The sequence below is a fragment of the Pedobacter psychrodurus genome, assembly GCF_032678585.1.
Classification (GTDB): Bacteria; Bacteroidota; Bacteroidia; order Sphingobacteriales; family Sphingobacteriaceae; genus Pedobacter; species Pedobacter psychrodurus_A.
Map to the genome: position 1 here is coordinate 62,499 of NZ_JAVTSN010000024.1, position 20,224 is coordinate 82,722.

At 38.0% G+C, this 20,224-nt stretch carries 17 protein-coding genes; 2 read left to right on the forward strand and 15 right to left on the reverse strand.

The features are described 5' to 3' along the window. Window positions 1-93 precede the first annotated feature (93 nt). The 7 genes from tsf to pnuC all read right to left on the reverse strand — a co-directional run bounded on the left by tsf (window position 94) and on the right by pnuC (window position 5,397). Window positions 94-939 carry a translation elongation factor Ts gene (gene tsf, locus R2S57_RS16485; protein WP_316846048.1) on the reverse strand — a complete coding sequence of 282 codons (846 nt, stop codon included), beginning with the start codon at window positions 937-939 and terminating at the stop codon, window positions 94-96. Window positions 940-1,069: 130 nt separating this feature from the next. Further along, a complete protein-coding gene (gene rpsB, locus R2S57_RS16490) occupies window positions 1,070-1,930 on the reverse strand; it encodes a 30S ribosomal protein S2 (RefSeq protein WP_316846049.1) in 861 nt (286 codons plus the stop codon). Between the two features lie 18 nt (window positions 1,931-1,948). Continuing rightward, on the reverse strand, window positions 1,949-2,335 hold the full coding sequence (rpsI, locus tag R2S57_RS16495; RefSeq protein WP_029279076.1) for a 30S ribosomal protein S9: 387 nt from the start codon (window positions 2,333-2,335) through the stop codon (window positions 1,949-1,951). Between the two features lie 3 nt (window positions 2,336-2,338). Beyond that, window positions 2,339-2,782: a 50S ribosomal protein L13 gene (gene rplM, locus R2S57_RS16500; RefSeq protein WP_010602007.1), complete on the reverse strand. Its 444-nt coding sequence runs from the start codon at window positions 2,780-2,782 to the stop codon at window positions 2,339-2,341. A gap of 416 nt (window positions 2,783-3,198) precedes the next feature. Further along, entirely contained in the window at window positions 3,199-3,732 is a 534-nt protein-coding gene (locus R2S57_RS16505; RefSeq protein WP_316846050.1) for an ORF6N domain-containing protein, read from the reverse strand. Window positions 3,733-3,772: 40 nt separating this feature from the next. Further along, complete coding sequence (locus tag R2S57_RS16510; RefSeq protein ID WP_316846051.1) at window positions 3,773-4,738, reverse strand: AAA family ATPase; 966 nt, start codon at window positions 4,736-4,738, stop codon at window positions 3,773-3,775. Next, the gene (gene pnuC / locus R2S57_RS16515) at window positions 4,735-5,397 is read right to left on the reverse strand and encodes a nicotinamide riboside transporter PnuC (RefSeq protein WP_316846052.1); all 663 of its coding nucleotides are present in this window, start codon (window positions 5,395-5,397) and stop codon (window positions 4,735-4,737) included. The genes R2S57_RS16510 and pnuC overlap by 4 nt, the downstream gene beginning before the upstream one ends. A gap of 148 nt (window positions 5,398-5,545) precedes the next feature. Here pnuC and R2S57_RS16520 point away from each other — a divergent pair, with 148 nt between their 5' ends. Then, window positions 5,546-6,625, forward strand: coding sequence for a mechanosensitive ion channel family protein (locus R2S57_RS16520; protein ID WP_316846053.1), 1,080 nt, complete (start codon window positions 5,546-5,548; stop codon window positions 6,623-6,625). 270 nt (window positions 6,626-6,895) lie between these two features. Beyond that, the gene (locus tag R2S57_RS16525; protein WP_316846054.1) at window positions 6,896-7,369 is read left to right on the forward strand and encodes a hypothetical protein; all 474 of its coding nucleotides are present in this window, start codon (window positions 6,896-6,898) and stop codon (window positions 7,367-7,369) included. 83 nt (window positions 7,370-7,452) lie between these two features. Here the strand turns inward: R2S57_RS16525 and R2S57_RS16530 are convergent, their stop codons facing one another. From R2S57_RS16530 to R2S57_RS16565, 8 genes are all read right to left on the reverse strand, one after another. Continuing rightward, window positions 7,453-9,744, reverse strand: coding sequence for a Tex family protein (locus tag R2S57_RS16530; protein WP_316846055.1), 2,292 nt, complete (start codon window positions 9,742-9,744; stop codon window positions 7,453-7,455). 213 nt (window positions 9,745-9,957) lie between these two features. Then, window positions 9,958-10,326, reverse strand: a complete 369-nt coding sequence (locus R2S57_RS16535; protein WP_316846056.1) for an iron chaperone — start codon at window positions 10,324-10,326, stop codon at window positions 9,958-9,960. A 43-nt stretch (window positions 10,327-10,369) separates the two neighbouring features. Continuing rightward, window positions 10,370-10,942 carry a pentapeptide repeat-containing protein gene (locus R2S57_RS16540; protein WP_316846057.1) on the reverse strand — a complete coding sequence of 191 codons (573 nt, stop codon included), beginning with the start codon at window positions 10,940-10,942 and terminating at the stop codon, window positions 10,370-10,372. Between the two features lie 309 nt (window positions 10,943-11,251). After that, on the reverse strand, window positions 11,252-12,238 hold the full coding sequence (locus R2S57_RS16545; RefSeq protein WP_316846058.1) for a pyruvate dehydrogenase complex E1 component subunit beta: 987 nt from the start codon (window positions 12,236-12,238) through the stop codon (window positions 11,252-11,254). Between the two features lie 248 nt (window positions 12,239-12,486). Further along, window positions 12,487-13,098, reverse strand: a complete 612-nt coding sequence (locus R2S57_RS16550) for a DUF4304 domain-containing protein (RefSeq protein ID WP_316846059.1) — start codon at window positions 13,096-13,098, stop codon at window positions 12,487-12,489. Between the two features lie 69 nt (window positions 13,099-13,167). After that, window positions 13,168-13,725, reverse strand: coding sequence for a GNAT family N-acetyltransferase (locus R2S57_RS16555; RefSeq protein WP_316846060.1), 558 nt, complete (start codon window positions 13,723-13,725; stop codon window positions 13,168-13,170). Between the two features lie 215 nt (window positions 13,726-13,940). Further along, window positions 13,941-16,796 carry a PD-(D/E)XK nuclease family protein gene (locus R2S57_RS16560; RefSeq protein WP_316846061.1) on the reverse strand — a complete coding sequence of 952 codons (2,856 nt, stop codon included), beginning with the start codon at window positions 16,794-16,796 and terminating at the stop codon, window positions 13,941-13,943. Window positions 16,797-16,963: 167 nt separating this feature from the next. Then, window positions 16,964-20,182: a UvrD-helicase domain-containing protein gene (locus tag R2S57_RS16565; protein WP_316846062.1), complete on the reverse strand. Its 3,219-nt coding sequence runs from the start codon at window positions 20,180-20,182 to the stop codon at window positions 16,964-16,966. Window positions 20,183-20,224: the final 42 nt, after the last annotated feature.

A 20,224-nucleotide genomic window follows, 5' to 3' on the forward strand; every position in this document is an offset into this window, starting at 1 on the left:
GGTATTGGAACGGAGAGAGGAAGGGAATTGTAGGAATACCATGCATAAAAAAAGCCCCAATTTCTTGGAGCTTTTTAAATATGTTTTTAATGCTTATGCACCTAATTGTACGCGTTTGAAAGCAGATACAGTTAAACCTTTAGAAGTATTATCTAAGTATTTACGAACATCTACCGAACTGTCTTTAACAAACTCCTGGTTTAATAAAGTACTGTCTTTGTAGAATTTGTTCAATTTACCAGCAGCGATTTTCTCAACCATTTCTTCTGGTTTACCTTCAGCACGGATTACGTCTTTAGCAATTTCAATTTCACGTTGAATAGTAGCTGGATCAACACCTTCTTTATCAACAGCAACCGGGTTCATTGCAGCAATTTGCATTGCAACATCTTTACCAGCTTCAGTAATATCTACGCCATTAGCACCTTCAAATACCACTAAAACGCCCATTTTGCCATTAGAATGGATATATGAAACGATTTTCTCACCAGAGATATTTGCGTAATCTTGAATAACGATTTTCTCTCCGATTTTACCTGTTAATTCAGTAATGGTTTCTGCAACTGTACGTCCGTCTTCCAAAGTAATTGCTGATAATTCTTCGGCAGAAGCAGGATTGTTGGCCACTGCTGCAGCTAAAACAGCCTGAGCTAGGTTACGGAAATCTTCAACTTTAGAAACTGGCTCAGTTTCGCAAGCTAAAGCAACTAATTTGCCATTTGTGCCATCCGCTGAAACAGCGATTGATACTAAACCTTCAGAAGTAGCATTACCAGAACGGGCGGCAGATACTTTTTGACCTTTTTTGCGCAATAAATCAACAGCTGCTTCGAAATCGCCATTAGCTTCAACTAAAGCTTTTTTGCAATCCATCATACCAGCGCCAGTTTGTTGGCGTAGTTTATTTACATCTGCGGCAGTAATTTGTACTGTAGACATTTTATTTCCTTTTTTAAAATTTACAATCTTGTTTATAACAATTACAGGTTACAAGTTACAAGCACTAAGTTAAACTCATGTTAAGCCAACTTAAAACCTGAAACCAGTAACCTGCAATTAAAAAATATTACTATTCTTCTGTTTTAGTTTCTTCTGATGAAGGCGCTTCAACTTCTGCTTCAGCAGTTACCTTTTTAGTAGTTGGTCTTTTTTCACCAGCTGCTCTAGGTTCTTTTGCTTCAGGAGCATCGGCTGCAACTTTCGCTGCTACTGCTTCTTTTTCAGCTTCATCATCTTTTTCGCGTTTGCGCTCATCTAAACCTTCTTCAATAGCTTTGATAATTACATCAGTAATTAAAGAGATTGATTTTGTAGCATCATCATTCGCCGGGATAGGGAAATCGATGTTAGAAGGATCAGAGTTTGTATCAACCATCGCAAAAGTTGGGATGTTTAATTTTAACGCTTCAGTTACTGCGATGTGCTCTTTCTTAACATCAATTAAGAATAAAGCTGCAGGTAAACGGTTTAAATCAGCGATACCACCTAAAAGTGATTCTAATTTAATACGCTCACGCTGAATCATTAAACGCTCTTTTTTAGATAAAATCGCATAAGTACCGTCTTTAGTCATTTTATCGATGTTAGACATCTTTTTGATTGACTTGCGAACAGTAGCAAAGTTAGTTAACATACCGCCTAACCAACGTTCGGTTACGAAAGGCATGTTTACTTTTTTAGCTTGTTCAGCTACGATTCCTTTAGCTTGTTTCTTAGTAGAAACGAATAATACTTTACGTCCTGATTTTACGATTTGTTTAATCGCAGCCGCAGCTTCTTCAGTTTTAGTTAAAGTTTTATTTAAATCTATAATGTGAATTCCATTACGCTCCATGAAAATGTAAGGAGCCATTTTTGGATTCCATTTACGGGTAAGGTGACCAAAGTGTACACCTGCATCCAATAAGTCTTGATAAGTTGTTCTTGCCATTGTCTTTGCCTCCTGTGATTAACGTTTACTGAATTGGAATTTCTTACGAGCTTTAGCACGTCCTGGTTTCTTACGCTCAACCATACGCATATCACGCGTCATTAGGCCTTTAGCACGTAATGCAGGTTTTTTCTCCGCATCTAGTTCAACAATCGCTTTAGCAATAGCTAAACGAACAGCTTCTGCTTGTCCTTTTACTCCACCGCCTTGAACATTTACAGTGATATCATAACGGCCAACTAGTTCAGAAACCTCTAAACTTTGGTTTACGATATATTGTAAAGGTAAAGTAGGGAAATATACTTTGTGATCTTTACCGTTAACGGTAATTGCGCCAGCACCATCTTTTAAGTAGATACGTGCAACAGCTGTTTTTCTTCTTCCTGAAGTGTTAGTAACTGACATTTCTTAAAGTTTAATGGTTTTTGGAGATTGAGCTGCATGAGGGTGAGTTTCACCTGCATACACAAAAAGATTGGTGTAAAGTTTTTTACCCAATTTAGTTTTCGGTAACATACCACGTACCGCTTTCTCGATTACACGTTGAGGGTGTTTCGCCATTAACTCCTTAGGAGAAATAAAACGTTGACCACCTGGATAACCAGTATAAGAAACATATTGCTTTTCGCTGAATTTGTTTCCTGTCAATTTAACCTTGTCTGCATTGATAACAATTACGTTATCGCCGCAATCTACGTGTGGGGTGTACTCAGGCTTGTTTTTACCACGGATGATCATAGCGATCTTCGATGACAAGCGCCCCAAAATCTCGCCTTGCGCATCAACAACAATCCACTGTTTGTTAACAGTTTTCGCATTGGCCGAGACAGTTTTGTAACTTAACGTATTCACTTGCTTGTATTTAATTTATTAAACAATTTATTATTCCCATTAAATTTGGGACTGCAAAGATAGATAGAATACTTTTATTATCAAATAGTTGGAGTGAAAATTTTTGATATAAAATTATCGTCATTGCCAGGAGCGCAGCGATGCGGCAATCTAATTGCGGCTTTTTGTAAAGCATAAGCTGTAGTTCTTCGGTTGGTTCGAGTCGGGCTTTATGCTAAATCTTTTAAATGCTGGTGTCATGCTGAGGTACGAAGCATCTTTTTCATCGGTTGCAGATGCTTCGTGCCTCAGCATGACATTGTGAACGGAGGCAATGCAAATTTAAAAAAGATATCGCTGCAATCCCTTTTAAAAATCCGGGTTAGTACAATTATTAACGGGTAGGGGTAAAGGGCATCATTATTAAACATTGTCTTTTACAGATTATCTGGTTTATACCCCATTCTCTTCCTCGGCGTATTTTGCTTCTCGATTAACCTATCGAGGTAAGTAAAAACCAATTCGATATTTTTATCCTGGTTGCTTACTTTTTGTTTGATGGCTTCTATTTCGAGCTTGAGTTCGCCGCTATCAATAATAAATTTACGGATGCGGGAGAAAATTCTAACAATTTGTATATTCACCTGAATGGCTTGTTTGCTGTTTAATACACTAGAAAGCATCAAAATGCCATGTTCGGTAAAAACAAATGGAAGTTTTCTTCTTCCGCCCCAACTTGAAGTCGCAAATTGCGACTTCAAGTTTAACCACTCTTCATCATTAAGTTGAAACATGAAATCTTCAGGAAATCTATCGCGATTTCGACCAACCTGCTCATTTAGCCGTTTAGTCTCTACACCATAAAGCTCGGCCAGATCGCTATCGAGCATCACTTTAAGGCCTCTAAGCTCGTAAATTTTATTAACTACAATATTGTCAGGGATGATAGGAAGCGCTTGTTTAGCTGTCATATCATTTTTGGATTTGAATTAAAGATAAAAAAAAGATTATTTATACCAAAATTGAATCTATGATTTTTTTTATCTTTTCTTCCCTTTCTCTATAATTCCCATTAATGGTGATATAACTAATGTTACGTTTCTCAAGTTCGGCCTTGAAGAGTTCGAACATTTCCGAGCGCTGGTTTCCGAAATCGCGAAGGTGATCAGCAACCCATTCTACATCAATATCCAGCAGGAAATATAAATCATACTTGATTTCATTTTCAAGATCGTTGAGGATGTTTGGAACTTCGTTTAAATAATACTGTGAATAGATTTTTGTGGTAATTAAATCGGTATCACAAAAAAGAATCTTATTGGCGATTTTGGTTTTTTCTATTACCCTTTGTGTTTGTGCCGTTCCTATTTTGATGATATCATCAACAGTGATATCATTGGATATGATTAATTCTCTGGCCACCTCAGGTACAAAAGTGGTCTCATAATATAAGGCCATTTTTTCGGCCATGGTCGATTTTCCAGTACTTTCAGGGCCGTAAAAACAGATCTTCTTTACAAAATAAGGGCGAACTATTGTTGGTATAAAATCCCAATACTGAAATGGATTGTTTCTGATTAAAGTTGCAGAAACCGGAATAAATATTCTTGGTTCATCGAACAGGATATCTTCTGCCTGTAAGTGATGAGCGAATGGTGCTCCATAGTACTCGGAACTAAAAAGCATGTCGATTTTGGGATAAACCTCCCGCATCCTGATTGCCCAGATAAGGGTGCGCTCACTTAAGGGGAGTGTTTCATCATCAAAATCATCAGCAATAATAGCGGGTTTGATATTGGGCTGATCCTTAAAAATCTCCTTGATCCATTCGAAACGCAAAACCGGATCAATCTTGTCATCAGGAGTGAAGCTCATCGATACAATCAGCTCATCACAATGTGTAGCGGCGAAATTGATCAATGCAATATGGCCATTATGAATGGGCATAAATTTGCCAATCACTAAACCTCTTTTCATTCAGTTTTAGAATAGTTTCTATATTCTTTGATCCAATGCCACAATGCAAATGCAGCAATAATGGTAAAAACCAAATATTCTACGCCCATAAACTTAATGCCCTTTAAAAAGTATAAGTAAGTTGCCACAACATCAATAATCAACCAGATAATCCAGCATTCTATCCTTTTCTGGATCATTAAAAAAGTGGTGATCACACTCATCACAAAAATGAATGAATCGACAAAAGGATAAGCACTTGGAAGATTGAACAGAAGTGGAAGCCAGTTGTGGAGCTGGCTAGCTAAAGTGCCCATCAGTAATGTGCCAACAATACCCACAACTAGTAGGATTAGAAACTGTTTTATCGGCATAAAGCTAATTTTGAGTTCTTTATTTTTATCTTCTTCCCCGGGTTTGGGATTGGCCCATCGCCACCAGCCCATGATGTTGGTTACAAAAAAGAAAACCATCAAAAACATATCTGGATAAAGTTGGTTCTGGTAATATAGAAAGGCGGATAAGAATACATTAACAATGCCGGCAGGCCAACTCCATATACTGGCTTTTGCCGAAAGAACAACTGAAATAATCCCCGTAATTACCGCGAAGAATTCCAGATAGCTCATTTTATATTCAAGAACCGTAAAAAATATACTGTGGGCATCGAAAAAATCCATCTCTTTCTTTTAGAAGATCTACAAAATGCTAATGTAAATAATTTATTTGCGGCTATTGGTTTTCTGTTGTCAAACAATCCAAAAATATAGCTGTTATAAGAATATCCAATGGCTAGTCGCCGTATTTATTAACCAGAGATTTTCTTTTATGCAGTATATCGACCAGATTTTCGGTTATCCCATTCCTTTGCTTTTGAAGAATTTCATTATTGGAGCAATAGCGGTCTTGCTTGGTATTCTAATCAAGTTTATCATTCACAAAACCTTTATTTTGCTTTCGCGCTGGTGGGATTCAATTATCATAAAATCAACCATCAAACATTTAAGAAGGCCCGTTGCAGTTTTTATTCCCCTAGTGTTCCTTAATTTCTCGTTAACGCTGATGGAGATATCGCCCAGATTCCGTCTTCCATTGACCAAAATATCAGAAATAGCCCTGACCATCACTTTTGCATTAATTTTGGTGCGAACAATTAATGTTTTAGAGGATTATTTTTATCTGAAATACGACCTGAACAAAGAAAACAATCTTAAGGAGCGCAAAATCAGAACGCAGTTGCAGTTTGTACGCAAATTTATCGTATCGCTTATTATTCTAATTACTGCCGCTATTATTCTTCTGAGTTTTGAGAGTATGCGTAAAATTGGTGCGGGACTGCTTACCGGTGTTGGTATAGGAGGGATTATTATAGGCTTTGCCGCACAAAAATCGCTAGGGAATCTATTGGCGGGTTTTCAGATCGCTTTTACCCAGCCTATACGGATTGATGATGTTTTAATTGTGGAAGGCGAATGGGGTAAAGTAGAAGAGATTACTTTAACTTATGTGGTGGTTAATATCTGGGATCAACGTCGGTTAATTTTGCCGATTACCTATTTTATTGAAAAACCTTTTCAAAATTGGACGCGTGTTTCGGCCGATCTGCTCGGAACGGTTTTTTTATACCTCGATTATACCATTCCCATTGAACCCATGCGGCAGGAATTAACCCGACTGCTTAATGCAGATGCGCTTTGGGATAAACGTGTAAATGTGGTACAAGTTACGGATAGTACAAAAGATGGTGCAATTGAAGTGCGTTTTTTGATGAGCGCCTCAAACTCTTCCAGGGCTTTCGATTTACGTTGCCATGTAAGAGAAGCCATGATTTCATTTATCCAGGTAAATTATCCGGAAAGTTTGCCAAAGAAAAGATTGGCATTTGAGGATAGGTTTAAGAATATTTAAATTTATATCAATCCATGCAGTGAGTATGACCAACCTATTTCAAAAATTTATTCCTGTCTAAATATCTGTTCAGTTTCAAACCACAGGCAAAAACTTTGAAAAAGATCTTCATCGTTATTTTTTACCAATAAATTTTATTTTTATATTACTGATAATCAAAAGAATGGTTTCTTGATTCGATTTTTACATCTTAAAATGGCTTTTCCCAGTCTGTAAATGGCATACTTATTGATTTTTAGCGAAAAAAAATCATTTATCTAATTCCATTTTATGAAAAATTTTAAAAAAGTAATTTTCACTATTCTTCCGTTATTGGCTTTAACATTATTATTTTCATGTAAAAAAGATGATCCTGAAACACCTGCAGGTACTGAAGGTAAAAACTTTAAGTTTACCGTTACAGTCAACGGTGTAGAGGATCAAGATTATGTTTCTTTTGTTTTTGTTGGTGCAACATTAGATAACGCCAAAACCATATGGAAAGTTAATGGGGTAACCAAAAGCAATGAAACGGCTATATCTTTAGGTAAAAATGATTTTATAGGTGCAACTAAGACTTATATCATTGAGAGTACCACTCCGTTAAGGTTAGTTACTACAAGCCAACAGTGTTTAAATCCTGGTGCAACAAATCCATCCTATAAAGTTAGCTTCAAAGCTGAGGTGGATGGTGAGGTGGTTACGAATGACCAGAATTTTAATGTTACCTATACAACTGATTATACCCACAAATACGATTACTAATCTATTTGTTCAATAATCGGGCTGTTTTACTATTTTATCAAGCCCTTATCGCTAAAAATAGATTAGCAATAAGGGCTTCTTTTTTATTTAAACATTCCTTTTAACTTCGCCAGTTTCTCCTGCAAGTCGCCATCAGCATCTTTTGGCTCATTGCGTGGTTTGAAATTAGCTTTGCCGTTATTGGATTTGTATTCTTGCTTTGGCTTATGTTCTTTTGGCTCCCGACTACGAGCCTCCGACTTTGGACCAGCCTCAGTTTTCATCGATAGTGAAATTCTTTTTCGTGCCGCGTCAACTTCCATAACTGTAACTTCTACCTTTTGGTGAACTTTCACAATATCATTTGGATTGGCCACAAAGCGGTTAGCCAATTGACTGGTGTGAACCAAGCCATCCTGATGTACGCCTATATCAACAAAGGCACCAAAATTGGTAATGTTGGTTACAATTCCAGGGAGCTTCATGCCAATTCTTAAATCTGAGATCTCATTCACGCCATCAGTGAAACTAAAAGCCTCAAACTGCTCACGTGGATCGCGGCCAGGTTTAGCCAATTCTTTTAGAATATCAGTTAATGTTGGTAAACCAATTTCATCGGTTACATATTGTTGTGGTTTGATCTGTTTTTGTAGTTGTGTATCTTTCATTAACGCAGATACAGTGGTACCAAGATCCTTAGCCATTTTATCTACCACGGCATAACGTTCAGGGTGAACACCACTGGTATCCAAAACGTTTTCTGCATTACGTATGCGCAAGAAACCTGCTGCCTGTTCGTAAGCTTTATCGCCTAAACGGGGCACTTTTTTAAGGCTTTCGCGGTTTTTAAATGCACCATGGGTGTTTCTATAGTCGACAATGTTTTGTGCTAAAGTTGGACCTAAACCAGAAACATAAGCCAAAATCTGTTTAGAAGCGGTGTTTAACTCTACACCAACAGCGTTTACCGCACTGATTACGGTATCATCTAAGCTGGCCTGTAATTTATTTTGATCAACATCGTGCTGGTACTGGCCAACTCCGATCGATTTTGGATCAATTTTTACCAGTTCAGCCAATGGATCCATCAAACGGCGGCCAATTGAAACGGCCCCACGTACGGTAATGTCCTGTGTTGGAAATTCCTCTCTCGCTACTTCTGATGCAGAATAAATCGAAGCACCGCTTTCGTTTACCATTACAATAGTGACATGCGGTAAATTCAGCGCACGTACAAAAGCTTCCGTTTCTCTTCCTGCTGTTCCATTACCAATGGCAATGGCTTCAACGTTATGCTTCTCGCAAAGTTGTTGAATGGTAAATTCTGCATTTTTCACATTTCCCTGTCCGGTATGCGGATAAATTGCAGTATTTTCTAATAACTGACCCTGTTTATCCAAACAAACCACCTTGCAGCCCGTGCGGAAACCAGGGTCGATAGCCAGTACATTTTTTTGTCCCATTGGGGCTGCCAATAACAACTGACGGGCATTTTCGGCAAAAACACGGATCGCTTCTTCGTCTGCTTTCTGTTTGGTTAAAACACGAAGTTCAGTTTCCATCGCTGGTTCTAACAATCGTTTGTAACCATCCTCTAAAGCTTGTTGCACTTGTTTAGCTGCGGCATTGTTGCCTAAAATAAACTGGTTTTCTAAAATGGCAATGGCATCTTCTGCTGGAGGTAGTGCGTCTAATCTTAAAATCAGTTCCTTTTCGCCACGGCGCATCGCTAAAACGCGGTGTGATGCCGCTGTTTTAACAGGCTCGTTCCATTCGAAGTAATCTTTATATTTAATTCCTTCTTCTTCTTTCCCTTTAATTACTTCCGATTTAAAGGCAGACTTTTCCTGAAAATAGATACGCATTTTGGTACGGGCCTCTACATTTTCAGAAATCATCTCGGCGATGATATCTCTTGCGCCTGCCAAAGCCTCATCAAGTGAATTTACGCCTTTCTCCACATCGATAAATTTATCTGCCGATGCATCCAGATCAAAAGCACTCTGCTCAAATATCTGGAGGGCCAATGGTTCTAATCCTTTTTCTTTTGCTACTGATGCACGTGTTTTGCGTTTTGGCTTATAAGGCAGGTAAATATCTTCTAAAAGCGAAATGGTTTCGGCTTCGTTGATCTTTTTTTCCAGTTCGGGTGTTAGTTTACCAAGCTCGGTCATCGATTTTAAAATCGCTTCGCGGCGTTTGTCCAGATCGCGCAACTGCAAAACCCGGTCGCGGATTGCAGCTACCTCAACTTCATCTAAGCTACCTGTTGCCTCTTTACGGTAACGTGAAATAAAGGGCACTGTTGCACCTTCATCCAATAGATTTACGGTCGCGGTTACTTGTTTTTCTGCAACTTTTAATTCGGCTGCAATTATTTTATGGTGGGTTAACATATCCTAAAGGTAAATTAAAGGAAGCAAAGCTAATCAGGATTTGCGGGATTTCAGGATTTTTAAAATGAAGTTTTCCACCGAAATTTGTGAGTAAGTTTTTGAAAAAAGTAGTGTCATGCTGAGGTGCGAAGCATCTGCAGGCTATTGACCACTTGTTTGCAGCTTGCAGGAATATTTCGTGGTTCAGCGTGACAAGTTACCCGCCAATCGATATTATTTCTTTCTGTTCTTATCCAAATCTCGCTCTGCTTTAAACTTGGTAATCCTGGTAATGAGATCCAGGGGCAAAGGTTTATCTAAAGGAAATTGAACAGCTCCCTTGCTCCATTTATAATTGTCAAACTCCTGTTGAAAAGCTTCAATTCCTGATCCGGTTGGATAAAAGCCGATGTGTTTGGCATAACCTGCAAAGTAAACCAGTACAGTGTGTTGTTTAAAAGCTGGCATGCCGTAACTGATTACTTCTTTAGCATCTGGCAGGGCTTTACGGATGGTTTCGCGGATTTCCTCTAACAGTTTTTGTGTTGTTAAGGGGAAATTGGCGATATATTGATCTATATTTTCTGGTTTAGACTGCTCCATAACTTTTGGTTTTGTGAGCTGAATTTACAAAAAATCTAAAAAACTATTCGCTGATCTGAATATCGTATTTCTGTAAAAGGCCTGCAATGCCTGATTTTGAGAATCTCGCTTTTTTGATCCTATTGTTATCGGGGTCTATAGTATAATGATAGGCTGTTCTAAAATCTGCTTTTTCGAGAATGGTTTTATCAAAGGTGGCATTCAATAAATCGCAGTTATCGAAAGTTGAATTGGCTAAATCGCATTCAGAAAAATCTACTTCATGCAATTGCGAATTTTTGAAATCAGTTTTCTTCAGCTTTAGTTTATAAAAAGAAGAGTGGTCAAGTTTACAGTTATTGAAACTGAAAGCCAAACCGAAATCGTTGCAATTATCAAACCTTAATCCCAGCATTTTGCAATCCTGAAAATGGACATCAATAAATGAGGTTTTGCTTAGGCTTGCCAAACTTAAATTGCTGGAAATAAATTCGCAGTCTAAAAACTTAACGCCACTTAAGTCCGAACTGGAGAAATCGCAGTTGATGAATTTGCAGTTTTCGTATTCTGCTTTTGGGAGTGCACGTAAGGTAAAATCGGCTTTTTCGAAGGTTTGATCAGCTGTGTATTCGGACATGATAGGGAGTTTCTTTTTGTGACGAATATAAAAATTATCAGCCAGTTTCCGGTTTTAGCAGGGTGCTGAATTGTGTTTTTCGTAAAAATAATGTTTAACTAAATCCGACAAATGGGATTGTTTTTTTGTACAGCAACCTTTAATATACTTTCATGCTGAGGCACGAAACATCTACAAGCGATGAAACAACTGCACGTTGCGGGTGTGGATGATTCGTGCTTCAGTATAACAAGCTATAAAACAAAAAATCCCCCAAATTGCTTTGGAGGATTTATATGTTTGGTCTTCGGCTATGCTCAGACTAATGATTTATTTTTTAACGTACATTACTTCTTTTACCGCTTTAACTACGCGTTCAGCATTTGGTAAGCTGGCTGCGATTAAAGTTGGTGAATATGGAAGTGGAACATCAGCACAAGTGATACGTAAAACTGGCGCATCTAAATAATCGAATGCATGTTTTTGCACCATGAAGGCAATTTCTCCAGAAAGAGATGCCAATGGCCAGGCTTCCTCTACCACAACCAAACGGTTTGTTTTTTTAACAGAAGCGATGATGGTATCGTAATCGATAGGACGTACAGTACGTAAATCGATTACTTCAACATTGATTCCTTCTTTAGTTAATTCTTCAACTGCAGGGTTTACAACACGTGTTAACATTTTACCGAAAGTTACGATGGTTACATCGGTACCTTCTTTGGTTACGTTTGCTTTTCCTAATTCGATATAATATTCGCCTTCAGGAACATCTCCTTTATCACCGTACATCACTTCAGATTCCATGAAGATAACCGGATCCTGATCTATAATTGATTGTTTTAATAATCCTTTTGCATCGTAAGGAGTAGAAGGAACGACTACTTTTAATCCTGGGGTGTTAGCAAACCAGTTTTCAAAGTTTTGAGAGTGTTGCGCACCCAATTGGCCTGCATTACCTGTAGGGCCACGGAAAACCATAGGACATGAGAACTGACCACCACTCATTGATAAAATTTTAGCAGCACCGTTGATAATCTGATCGATTGCTACTAATGAGAAGTTAAAGGTCATAAATTCCACAATTGGAATAAGGCCTGCTGTTGCGGCACCAGTTGCAATACCTGCGAAACCTAATTCGGCAATCGGGGTATCGATAATGCGTTTCGCACCAAATTCATCAAGCATACCTTGACTTACTTTGTACGCACCGTTATATTCTGCTACTTCTTCACCTAATAAAAAAACGCGGTCATCTTTACGCATTTCTTCGCTCATGGCTTCGCGTAGTGCTTCTCTAAATTGGATTTCTCTCATTGTAAATTTTAATAACGGTGGCAAATATAATTATTAATCGCTTTGAAACCAAAGGCTATAATGCCTATGTTTTGTAATAATTATAGCTAATTTGACTAATTATTTAGCTGTTTCGAGGCGTTATTTTTTGTTTATCTGCTAAAAGAAGAAATAATATTGGGTGATTGTGTTTTTGATAGGTTAATTGTATCAAAGGTTGTGCTTTTCTCGAAATATCTTCTTCAAAATGTTTAATATGGTGCAACTTATTATGTAAGCTTGTATTTAAGCCCATAGTCGATAACGTTTTGCTTATAATAAGGATTTCTGAATTTTTCAGATATCAATCTATCATATTCATCTTTTGCCATATCATATAATCCGTATTCAGCGAATATAATTAATTTAGTGAGCGGATGTATTCGACAATCAGGAGAATCCAGCCATTTGACGAAACTGTCCTTTGATTCAAAGTTGTTAAAATATGGTAAAATCCAGTCTTCGAGGTTTAAAACCATTTCGCTAATGAGGATATTTGGATTTGTTTCTTCATCAATGTCGTACCAAATATCGTCTCGATTTTTGAGCTGCCCAATTCTGCTTCTAATGGCACAATCAGGCTCTGTAGGATAATCTGGAAGAATGTTTTTGTGGTAATCATAAGTAAGGTAGTATTCCGGGATAAACACGCCAATGTTTATCGTGAAATGAATTTTTTCTTTTGAATAATACGCACTTTTCTGAACGTTTATGATAAGTCCTATATGCTCTTTTTTTAAGTAAAAGTTATTCCCCTTTTTCCTGAAGCCCAAGGGCTTAAGTTTGTTATGGAAACTCTGGTTTATAATGGAGTCGAATTTCTGCTCTGTATCAGTTTTCATAATTATTTTACTGTAATATCTTCTCCAAAATGAATAACATTGCCGCTAGTCTAGAAACTACTGATTGGATCAATGATTTGGGTTTAATAATCCATAAATCTCACTATCGAGAAACTGACCTCTAAAATAATAGTCTTGCTTAAAAAGAGCTTCTTTTATAAACCCATGCTTGAGCAGCATTTGTCTTGAAGCATCATTTTCTACATTGATGTTGGCGCTAATAGTGTGCAAATTAACTTCTTCGAAACCAAAGGCAATTGATCTTTTTAAGGCCTCGGAAATAATTCCATGTCGCCAATAATCGGGATGGAGCATGTAACCGATTTCTGCTCTATGGTTCGCAAAATCTGTCCGCCAATAACCTACAGAGCCGATCATGTGCTGTGGATTTTCTTTTAATGCGATTACCCAGGCCAGGTTGTCGCCGTTTTCGTAACCATTTCTAAAGCGGGAGATAAAATCTTTGATCTCAAAAATATCTTTGGGCCTTTCCCTGTCGATATATTTCATAACTGTTTCATTGGTACGCATGGCGAAAAGTGCTTCGGCGTCGGCGAGATCATGTTCACGGAGGATTAAACGTTTGGTCTCCAGAACAGGGAATTTTGTGAAATTTAAGGTTAGCATTTTTAAATTTAAGAGATTAACCACAAAGCGCGCAAAGTTTTTCGCAAAGCATACAAAATTTTTTCAACCACAGAACGGAGAGATTTTCACAGAGGGCACGAAGTTGATGTTTTCCATTCAGCTCAGTGCGTTCCGTGGTTTTACTGTGTGTGCTCCGCGGTATTTACCAAACGCTTGGCGTTCTTTGCGCTTATTTTATTTCTTTGCGATTGAAATTATTTCCCAAACAAAGTTTTATAGATAGAATATTTGTAGTTATCCTCCATTGCGCTGGCTACAAAATAAGGTGCTTCGAAGAGTTCTGTCAGTTTTTTTCTCAGTTCTGTCAGGAACTCTGGCTTTATTTCTTCTAGGTATGCTCCTGATAGGTTTTGCCTGCCTGATTTAAACCAAACACCATCTACACTCATCGTTTTTACCACATAAAGATTGGGCTCGACAAAAGTTTTACCCGAAAATTGTTCATAAGCATACGTATATAATAGCGTTTGGATGAGGGCCTTGTTGATGTGTTTTCCATCTGAATTGAATAATTCGGGGATATCTTTAAAGGTGAGCTTATCGCTTCCGGTTTTGTAATCGATGATTTTGGTAACCCCGTCTTTAACATCAACACGATCGATAAAACCAAAAATTTTAACACTGGCTTCTTTTCCTTTTAACGGAAAACTGATTTCGGCTTCAACTTTTTGTTCGAGACTGATGATGGTAAAAGGTGTTTGTGCTTCATCCTGGTTTAAAATGATGTTGACATAGGCATCTACAATCGATAAAATTACCTTTTGCATGCCCTTGTATTCCATCACTTTATCCGGATTTTTGAACATTACGGCATTAAAGGCTTTCTGTATCAGCGCCGGAACCTTTTTCCTTTTTTCTTTAACCCGATCAGCAGTTATTTCGCCCGATCTCAGGTCCTCATAAAAATATTCCATCACTTTGTGCAAAATCGAACCGATTTCATTTGCTTCAACAACTGCACTTACTTCTTTAGGCTCTTTTATACCTGCGATGTAATTGAAAAAGAAATCTATCGGGTTGGAGATATATTGCGTTAGTGCGGATGGCGAAAGCACCTTCTTTTTGTCCAGATATTTTTGAAGTGTTTCCTGAATAAAAGCATTATTGGTTTTTTCGATCTTTACTTCTTTGAAAGCTTCGGTTTTTACCTCGAGATTAAGTTCGTTATAACTAAAATCAAAACCACTTTCATATTCCAGCTGTTTTAAAATCCTGCTGGCCTCTCCCGACGTTGATTCGTCGGTTAAGCTATTATAGACAAAATTGATATTCTTTGTCCGCTGTAATAGACGGTATACCATGTAGGAAGAAATGGCATCGAGGTTTTCGAGTACCGGAAGTCCATAAACACGGCGTATAGAATCTGGAATAAAACTATTTCCGATGGATGATTTTGGTATGATACCCTCATTGAAGCCCAGAATCACAACCTTATCGAAGTTTAAGTTTCGGGTTTCGAGTAATCCCATTACCTGTATGCCGTTTAACGGATCTCCTGAAAGCGGAACAGCAATGGCCTGCAGCGATTTCTGAACGAGGTAGATTACAAAAGGAATCTCTTCTTTACCAATGTGGTTGCTAAAAGTATCGTGCAATCTGTTTAATTCCTGGATGGTCTTTACAAACAATTCTGCATCGATTTTTTTTAATGTTTTCGCATTCGATAATCGGGTTAACACATAATCCAGCACATCGAGTAAATTGCTAACTACATGCTGCGGATCATCAATCTTTTTGTAGAAAGTTTCAAACAATCCACTTTGGCGCAATAAACGTTTATGGTCAATCTCCACTTCGTTTTCTTCCAGTAATGCCGTCAATATTTTATCACGCATTTTCTGCGTTAAGCCCGTTAAAGGATGCGTTAAAAAGGCCTCTACATTTTTATAGGTTACTTTATCGCGTTGCAAAATTTCCAGCTGACTGGTCAACCACAAATCAACCAGGCCAAAAATACTTGAGGTGGCTAATGCGAAACCCATCGTTACGTTAAGGTCGATTTCTTTGCCGTTAAATGTAGTTGGGATGGTCTGTAAAGTAGGGATCAACAAACTTTCGTCTGCTAAAACGACTACTGTTTTGCCAACGGTTTCAGAATGGGTATAATCTTCTTCCAGAATATTGTTCAGGATTTTGGCTTGTGCAGATTGTCCCTGAACCTTGAAAACATTCACCCGGTGTGCTGCTGTTTTCATCAAGCTTTCCTGTGCTGCAAATTCATTTTTGAGGCCAAGCAGGTTGATGTTTTTGCGTAAAAATAAGCCTGCTTCCTGCGATACATCATCTAAGTAATAGGTATCGGCATCGAAATAAAATAAAGCTTTATCGGCTTCTTGCAATTGGGTAAATATTTTAGCTTCGGCACTGCTTAATGCATTAAATCCAACAAAAATGATTTTGCCAGTATCGAAATTTGAAATAAATTCCTGATGATTGGTAATATCATGGGCCAGGTGACGATAAACCGAGCCATTGGTTAAATAGCCTTGCTCCTTAAGCGTAGCATGAAATTTATGGTAAAGCTTTGGCATCCTGCGCCACATCTTGATGAAAAGCTCCTGTTGTTTTTTATGTTTCCCTTCTGAATATGAAGTCCAGAACTGGGAAAGAAATTCATATTGCTCAGGACTTAGATAATCGAATTCTTTGTTGATAACTGAAATATCTTCAAGATCGCGGTATAATTTCTCGGCATCAACCAGATCGGCATCTATCTGGTTAAAATCGCTTAAGATGATTTTGGCTAGTGGAAAAAATTTATGACTAGAAATGTGCTCCAGTTTTTCCTCTGCGAGCAGTTGGTTATAGATACGGTGTAAGGTGAAAAATTGTAAGTAAAAATCGGCTATTTTATAACTGGTAGAACTGGCGAAAAATTCTTGTATGGTAAAAAAAGACGGACTGAAAAAAGGTTTGCCTATAATATCGGCAAAGTGTTTCTGCAAATAGGCGGCCGGACGTTTATTGTTAAAAACAATGGCACAGTTTTCCAGGTGATTTCCAAAACGGGCAACTAAATCTTCGGCAACTTCTTGTAAAAATGGTTTCATGTTAGTGTTTTTAATCGTTGCCCTGTTTTTTTAATTGTAATGATATTTTATTCAGCTGATAATGATTTGTTTGTGAATTGCTACGCACTGCGTAGCAAATTAATTCATTTTGATGATAAAGATAACATGCATTGGGACTGCCGTATAAATCGTTTGCTTTTTCCATATTATACTAATTTCAACTTGCCTTTAACCGCGTAGAAAAGATAAGTTTTGATATTCTGATAGCCCATTTCTGAGAGTAATGTTTTGTAGCTATTCACCTGTTCGATGTGTTTGTCGCTTTCTTCTAAAGTAAATTTGTAATCCAGAATAATCACTTCATCGGCATTGATCAAAACCCGATCGGGGCGGTGCAATTTTCCATTGGCATCGATGATGTTTTTTTCCACAATACTTTCGCTTGCTTTACCCAAAATGGCTTGAAGTTCAGGATTGTTCAATACCTCAAGTGCCGAATCGATTAATTTTTGTTTTTCTTCTTCTTTAATAGTGCCCTGCAAAACCAGATTGGTGCTATAATCATTAACTTCTTTTTCAGTACTTGCACTTGCCAAAATATCGTGTAATAAAGAACCTTTTCTACCCGATTTTTCAATATTGACCAAATGTGTAAGGTGTTTGTCTTCTGAAGGAATGTATAGCTCCGATAATCGGGTAGTGGTTGGATAACTTTTTAAGTTGATAAAATTCGATTCCTCAACTTTATTCTCTACAGTAACATGATCAACAATCTCATAAATACCATTTTCATCAAACTGCTCGTCACAAGTGAAGTTGATCACATCCCCCATGTTGGACAGCTTTAATTCCTTTTTTGCCATCGTAGCGATGTACAAATAGTCTTTTGAGCGTGTAGTAGCCACGTAAAGCATATTGAGGGCATCCATGTTGTTGTAAAGTAGCTCTTCATAATATGCTTTGGCAATTGCCGAGTCGGCTAAGGCTTCATTGTATTTCAATGGGATACCCTTAAGCTCTTTGTAAACTGTTTCTTCAGAAGATACCCAGAAAGTACCATTGGGCTTGCCTTTAATCTCCCAATTGCAAAAGGGGACGAAAACGGCCCTAAAGGCCAATCCCTTTGATTTATGTATGGTAATGATTTGTATGGCATCCGCACCTTCAGGCGAGGGTAACGATTTTTTGATTCCGTCTTCTTCCCACCAGGTTAAAAAGGAAATAATACCTTTTTCACCAAGTTTTCCGGCAGATGCCGTCAAGTCTCTAAAAGCCAGTAAATAAGGTAGATTGGCGGTTAGGTTTCTTAACCCGTAACTTTCGATTAATATCTCCACAAGCTCGGGTAGGGGGAGCTGTAACCAGCTTTGCCAGTTTTCGCATAAAGTTACAGGTAAAACGGCTGTAAGTGTGCTTAAAGGTTTATTGTTGAGGTTAAGATAATAATTGGCATCAATATCTTTCTCTTGTAAAGAATGATACAGTGCAATGCAATTGGCTTTATACAATGCCGTTTGCGTTTCTAAACCAATCAGCACTTTTAAAGTGTTAATAATCAGTTGTATGGCTGAGTTGTTTGAGATTAATAGCGCATCGCCCGATAAAACCGGTAAGTTATGCCCCATTAATTTTTTAACGGTCAATAGGGCCTCACTGTTCGAACGGACTAAAATGGCAATATCTTTTAACGCATATTGCTGCTCATTTTTGAGATGCTTTATTTCTTCAACCAGATCATCCAGGGCAATGTCCCTAAAAACAGTTTCTGTAAAACGAGCCTCATTAGGGGCGTGGTCTTTACCGAACTTTTTAATCTTGATGGTTCCACCTTTTAGGGTATTGGTGGCAAAGTTCTGGGTAGAACCGCTATAAATGTCGGTTATAATTTGTTGGTAATGTTGTTCCTGCCACCATCTGGAGATACTATCAGGTTTGGTTGCCAGGTTTTCGTTCAGCTCATTCTGAAGGGTAATTGGAATCGCTTTGTAAAGAAAATTATTGAAAGTGATGATATTCTCGGCACTCCGGTAATTTTCTTCTAAGCTTTCTTCTAGTACATTTTCTGCACCAACATCTAACTTGGCATGTTTATGTAAAATGTTCCAGTCGCCATTTCGCCAGCGGTAAATAGATTGTTTGGTATCACCGACAATCAGGTGATCGATCAAATCCTGACTAGGCGTAGCCATCGCATTTGTTAGTAACGATTTAAAACTTCCCCACTGACTGGTAGAAGTGTCCTGAAATTCATCGAACAAGAAATTGCGGTAGCGGTTACCCACTTTTTCCCAGATAAAGGAAGGATTATCACCTGCATCTTCAGTAATTCCAGAAATCAGTTTTTGTGCATCACTGATCAGCAGGTTATCATTTTCAGCCCGGTATTCTTTCAGCAGTACAGCAATTTCCTGCATCAACCTTAAATAATAAAGGTTTTTGTTAAAGGCAATGGCCAGACTGTAATTTGGCAAATGTGTTAAATAATGTGTTTTTAACTTTTGGAGTATTGGATTAACCGTGTCATACGCCTCCGGAAAACTTACGTTTTTCTGGAACCATTCATCGGGTTCGTCGATTAAATTGAAAAGTGGCTCTATTTTAGAAAAATCACCTCTGGCAACCAAGATAATTTTAGCCAGCGCACTCCGGGATTTCCCTTTCAGATGCTCGGTTTCTACACCGATTACGTTCAGTGCTTCGTTTGCTTCGGTGGCTAAAGCAATCAGTTCATCTTCGAAGTTTTTGATTTCTGCCTTGGTAACACTGATGTATTTTTTAAATAATTCATCTATATTTTCCAATCCAAGTGCGCTTACAGCATCTTCGAAAATCTGAAAGCGTTCAGAGAATATCTCACCGATTAAATTATAGAGTTCAAATTTATAATTCCAGCTTTTGTTATCGCTGATGCGTTCGATAGCCAGATCAATGATCCATTGTAAAAGCTGTTTGTTGTGGTCTAAAGCTTCATCTAGTTTATTTACCAAATCGTCTTTAACCTTATCATAATTCATTTCTAAATTATAATCAGCGTTGAGGCCAAGTTCAAAAGCAAATCCGCGGATTACCTTTTGCACAAAACCATCAATGGTACTTACTGAAAAACGGCTATAATCGTGCAGGATTTTACGGTAAATTTTATCTGCCTTAAACTGTAGCTCCTGAGCGCTTAATATCGGATAGGCCTGTAAAATGAGCTTCCGATAGTCATCAATTTTTTTCGCTGGATTACCCTTTGCCAGCCCAAGCAACACTTCCAGGATCCTGGTTTTCATTTCTTCAGTAGCCTTATTGGTAAAGGTTACCGCTAAAATTTCACGGTATTTATTGTCACCACTGAAAAGCAGGGTGAGGTAATGCGCAGTAAGACTGAACGTTTTACCGGAACCTGCGGAGGCCTGAAGAATTTTGAGGGGTTGGGGCATAATATGATTTCTCTCGAACTTTAAACTTACAACAATTTAAAA

Coding starts and splice junctions, on each gene's coding strand:
- tsf (WP_316846048.1), bottom strand. CDS start 939: ATGTCTACAGTACAAATTACTGCCGCAGATGTAAATAAACTACGCCAA.
- rpsB (WP_316846049.1), bottom strand. CDS start 1,930: ATGGCAAGAACAACTTATCAAGACTTATTGGATGCAGGTGTACACTTT.
- rpsI (WP_029279076.1), bottom strand. CDS start 2,335: ATGTCAGTTACTAACACTTCAGGAAGAAGAAAAACAGCTGTTGCACGT.
- R2S57_RS16505 (WP_316846050.1), bottom strand. CDS start 3,732: ATGACAGCTAAACAAGCGCTTCCTATCATCCCTGACAATATTGTAGTT.
- R2S57_RS16510 (WP_316846051.1), bottom strand. CDS start 4,738: ATGAAAAGAGGTTTAGTGATTGGCAAATTTATGCCCATTCATAATGGC.
- pnuC (WP_316846052.1), bottom strand. CDS start 5,397: ATGGATTTTTTCGATGCCCACAGTATATTTTTTACGGTTCTTGAATAT.
- R2S57_RS16520 (WP_316846053.1), top strand. CDS start 5,546: ATGCAGTATATCGACCAGATTTTCGGTTATCCCATTCCTTTGCTTTTG.
- R2S57_RS16525 (WP_316846054.1), top strand. CDS start 6,896: ATGAAAAATTTTAAAAAAGTAATTTTCACTATTCTTCCGTTATTGGCT.
- R2S57_RS16530 (WP_316846055.1), bottom strand. CDS start 9,744: ATGTTAACCCACCATAAAATAATTGCAGCCGAATTAAAAGTTGCAGAA.
- R2S57_RS16535 (WP_316846056.1), bottom strand. CDS start 10,326: ATGGAGCAGTCTAAACCAGAAAATATAGATCAATATATCGCCAATTTC.
- R2S57_RS16540 (WP_316846057.1), bottom strand. CDS start 10,942: ATGTCCGAATACACAGCTGATCAAACCTTCGAAAAAGCCGATTTTACC.
- R2S57_RS16545 (WP_316846058.1), bottom strand. CDS start 12,238: ATGAGAGAAATCCAATTTAGAGAAGCACTACGCGAAGCCATGAGCGAA.
- R2S57_RS16550 (WP_316846059.1), bottom strand. CDS start 13,098: ATGAAAACTGATACAGAGCAGAAATTCGACTCCATTATAAACCAGAGT.
- R2S57_RS16555 (WP_316846060.1), bottom strand. CDS start 13,725: ATGCTAACCTTAAATTTCACAAAATTCCCTGTTCTGGAGACCAAACGT.
- R2S57_RS16560 (WP_316846061.1), bottom strand. CDS start 16,796: ATGAAACCATTTTTACAAGAAGTTGCCGAAGATTTAGTTGCCCGTTTT.
- R2S57_RS16565 (WP_316846062.1), bottom strand. CDS start 20,182: ATGCCCCAACCCCTCAAAATTCTTCAGGCCTCCGCAGGTTCCGGTAAA.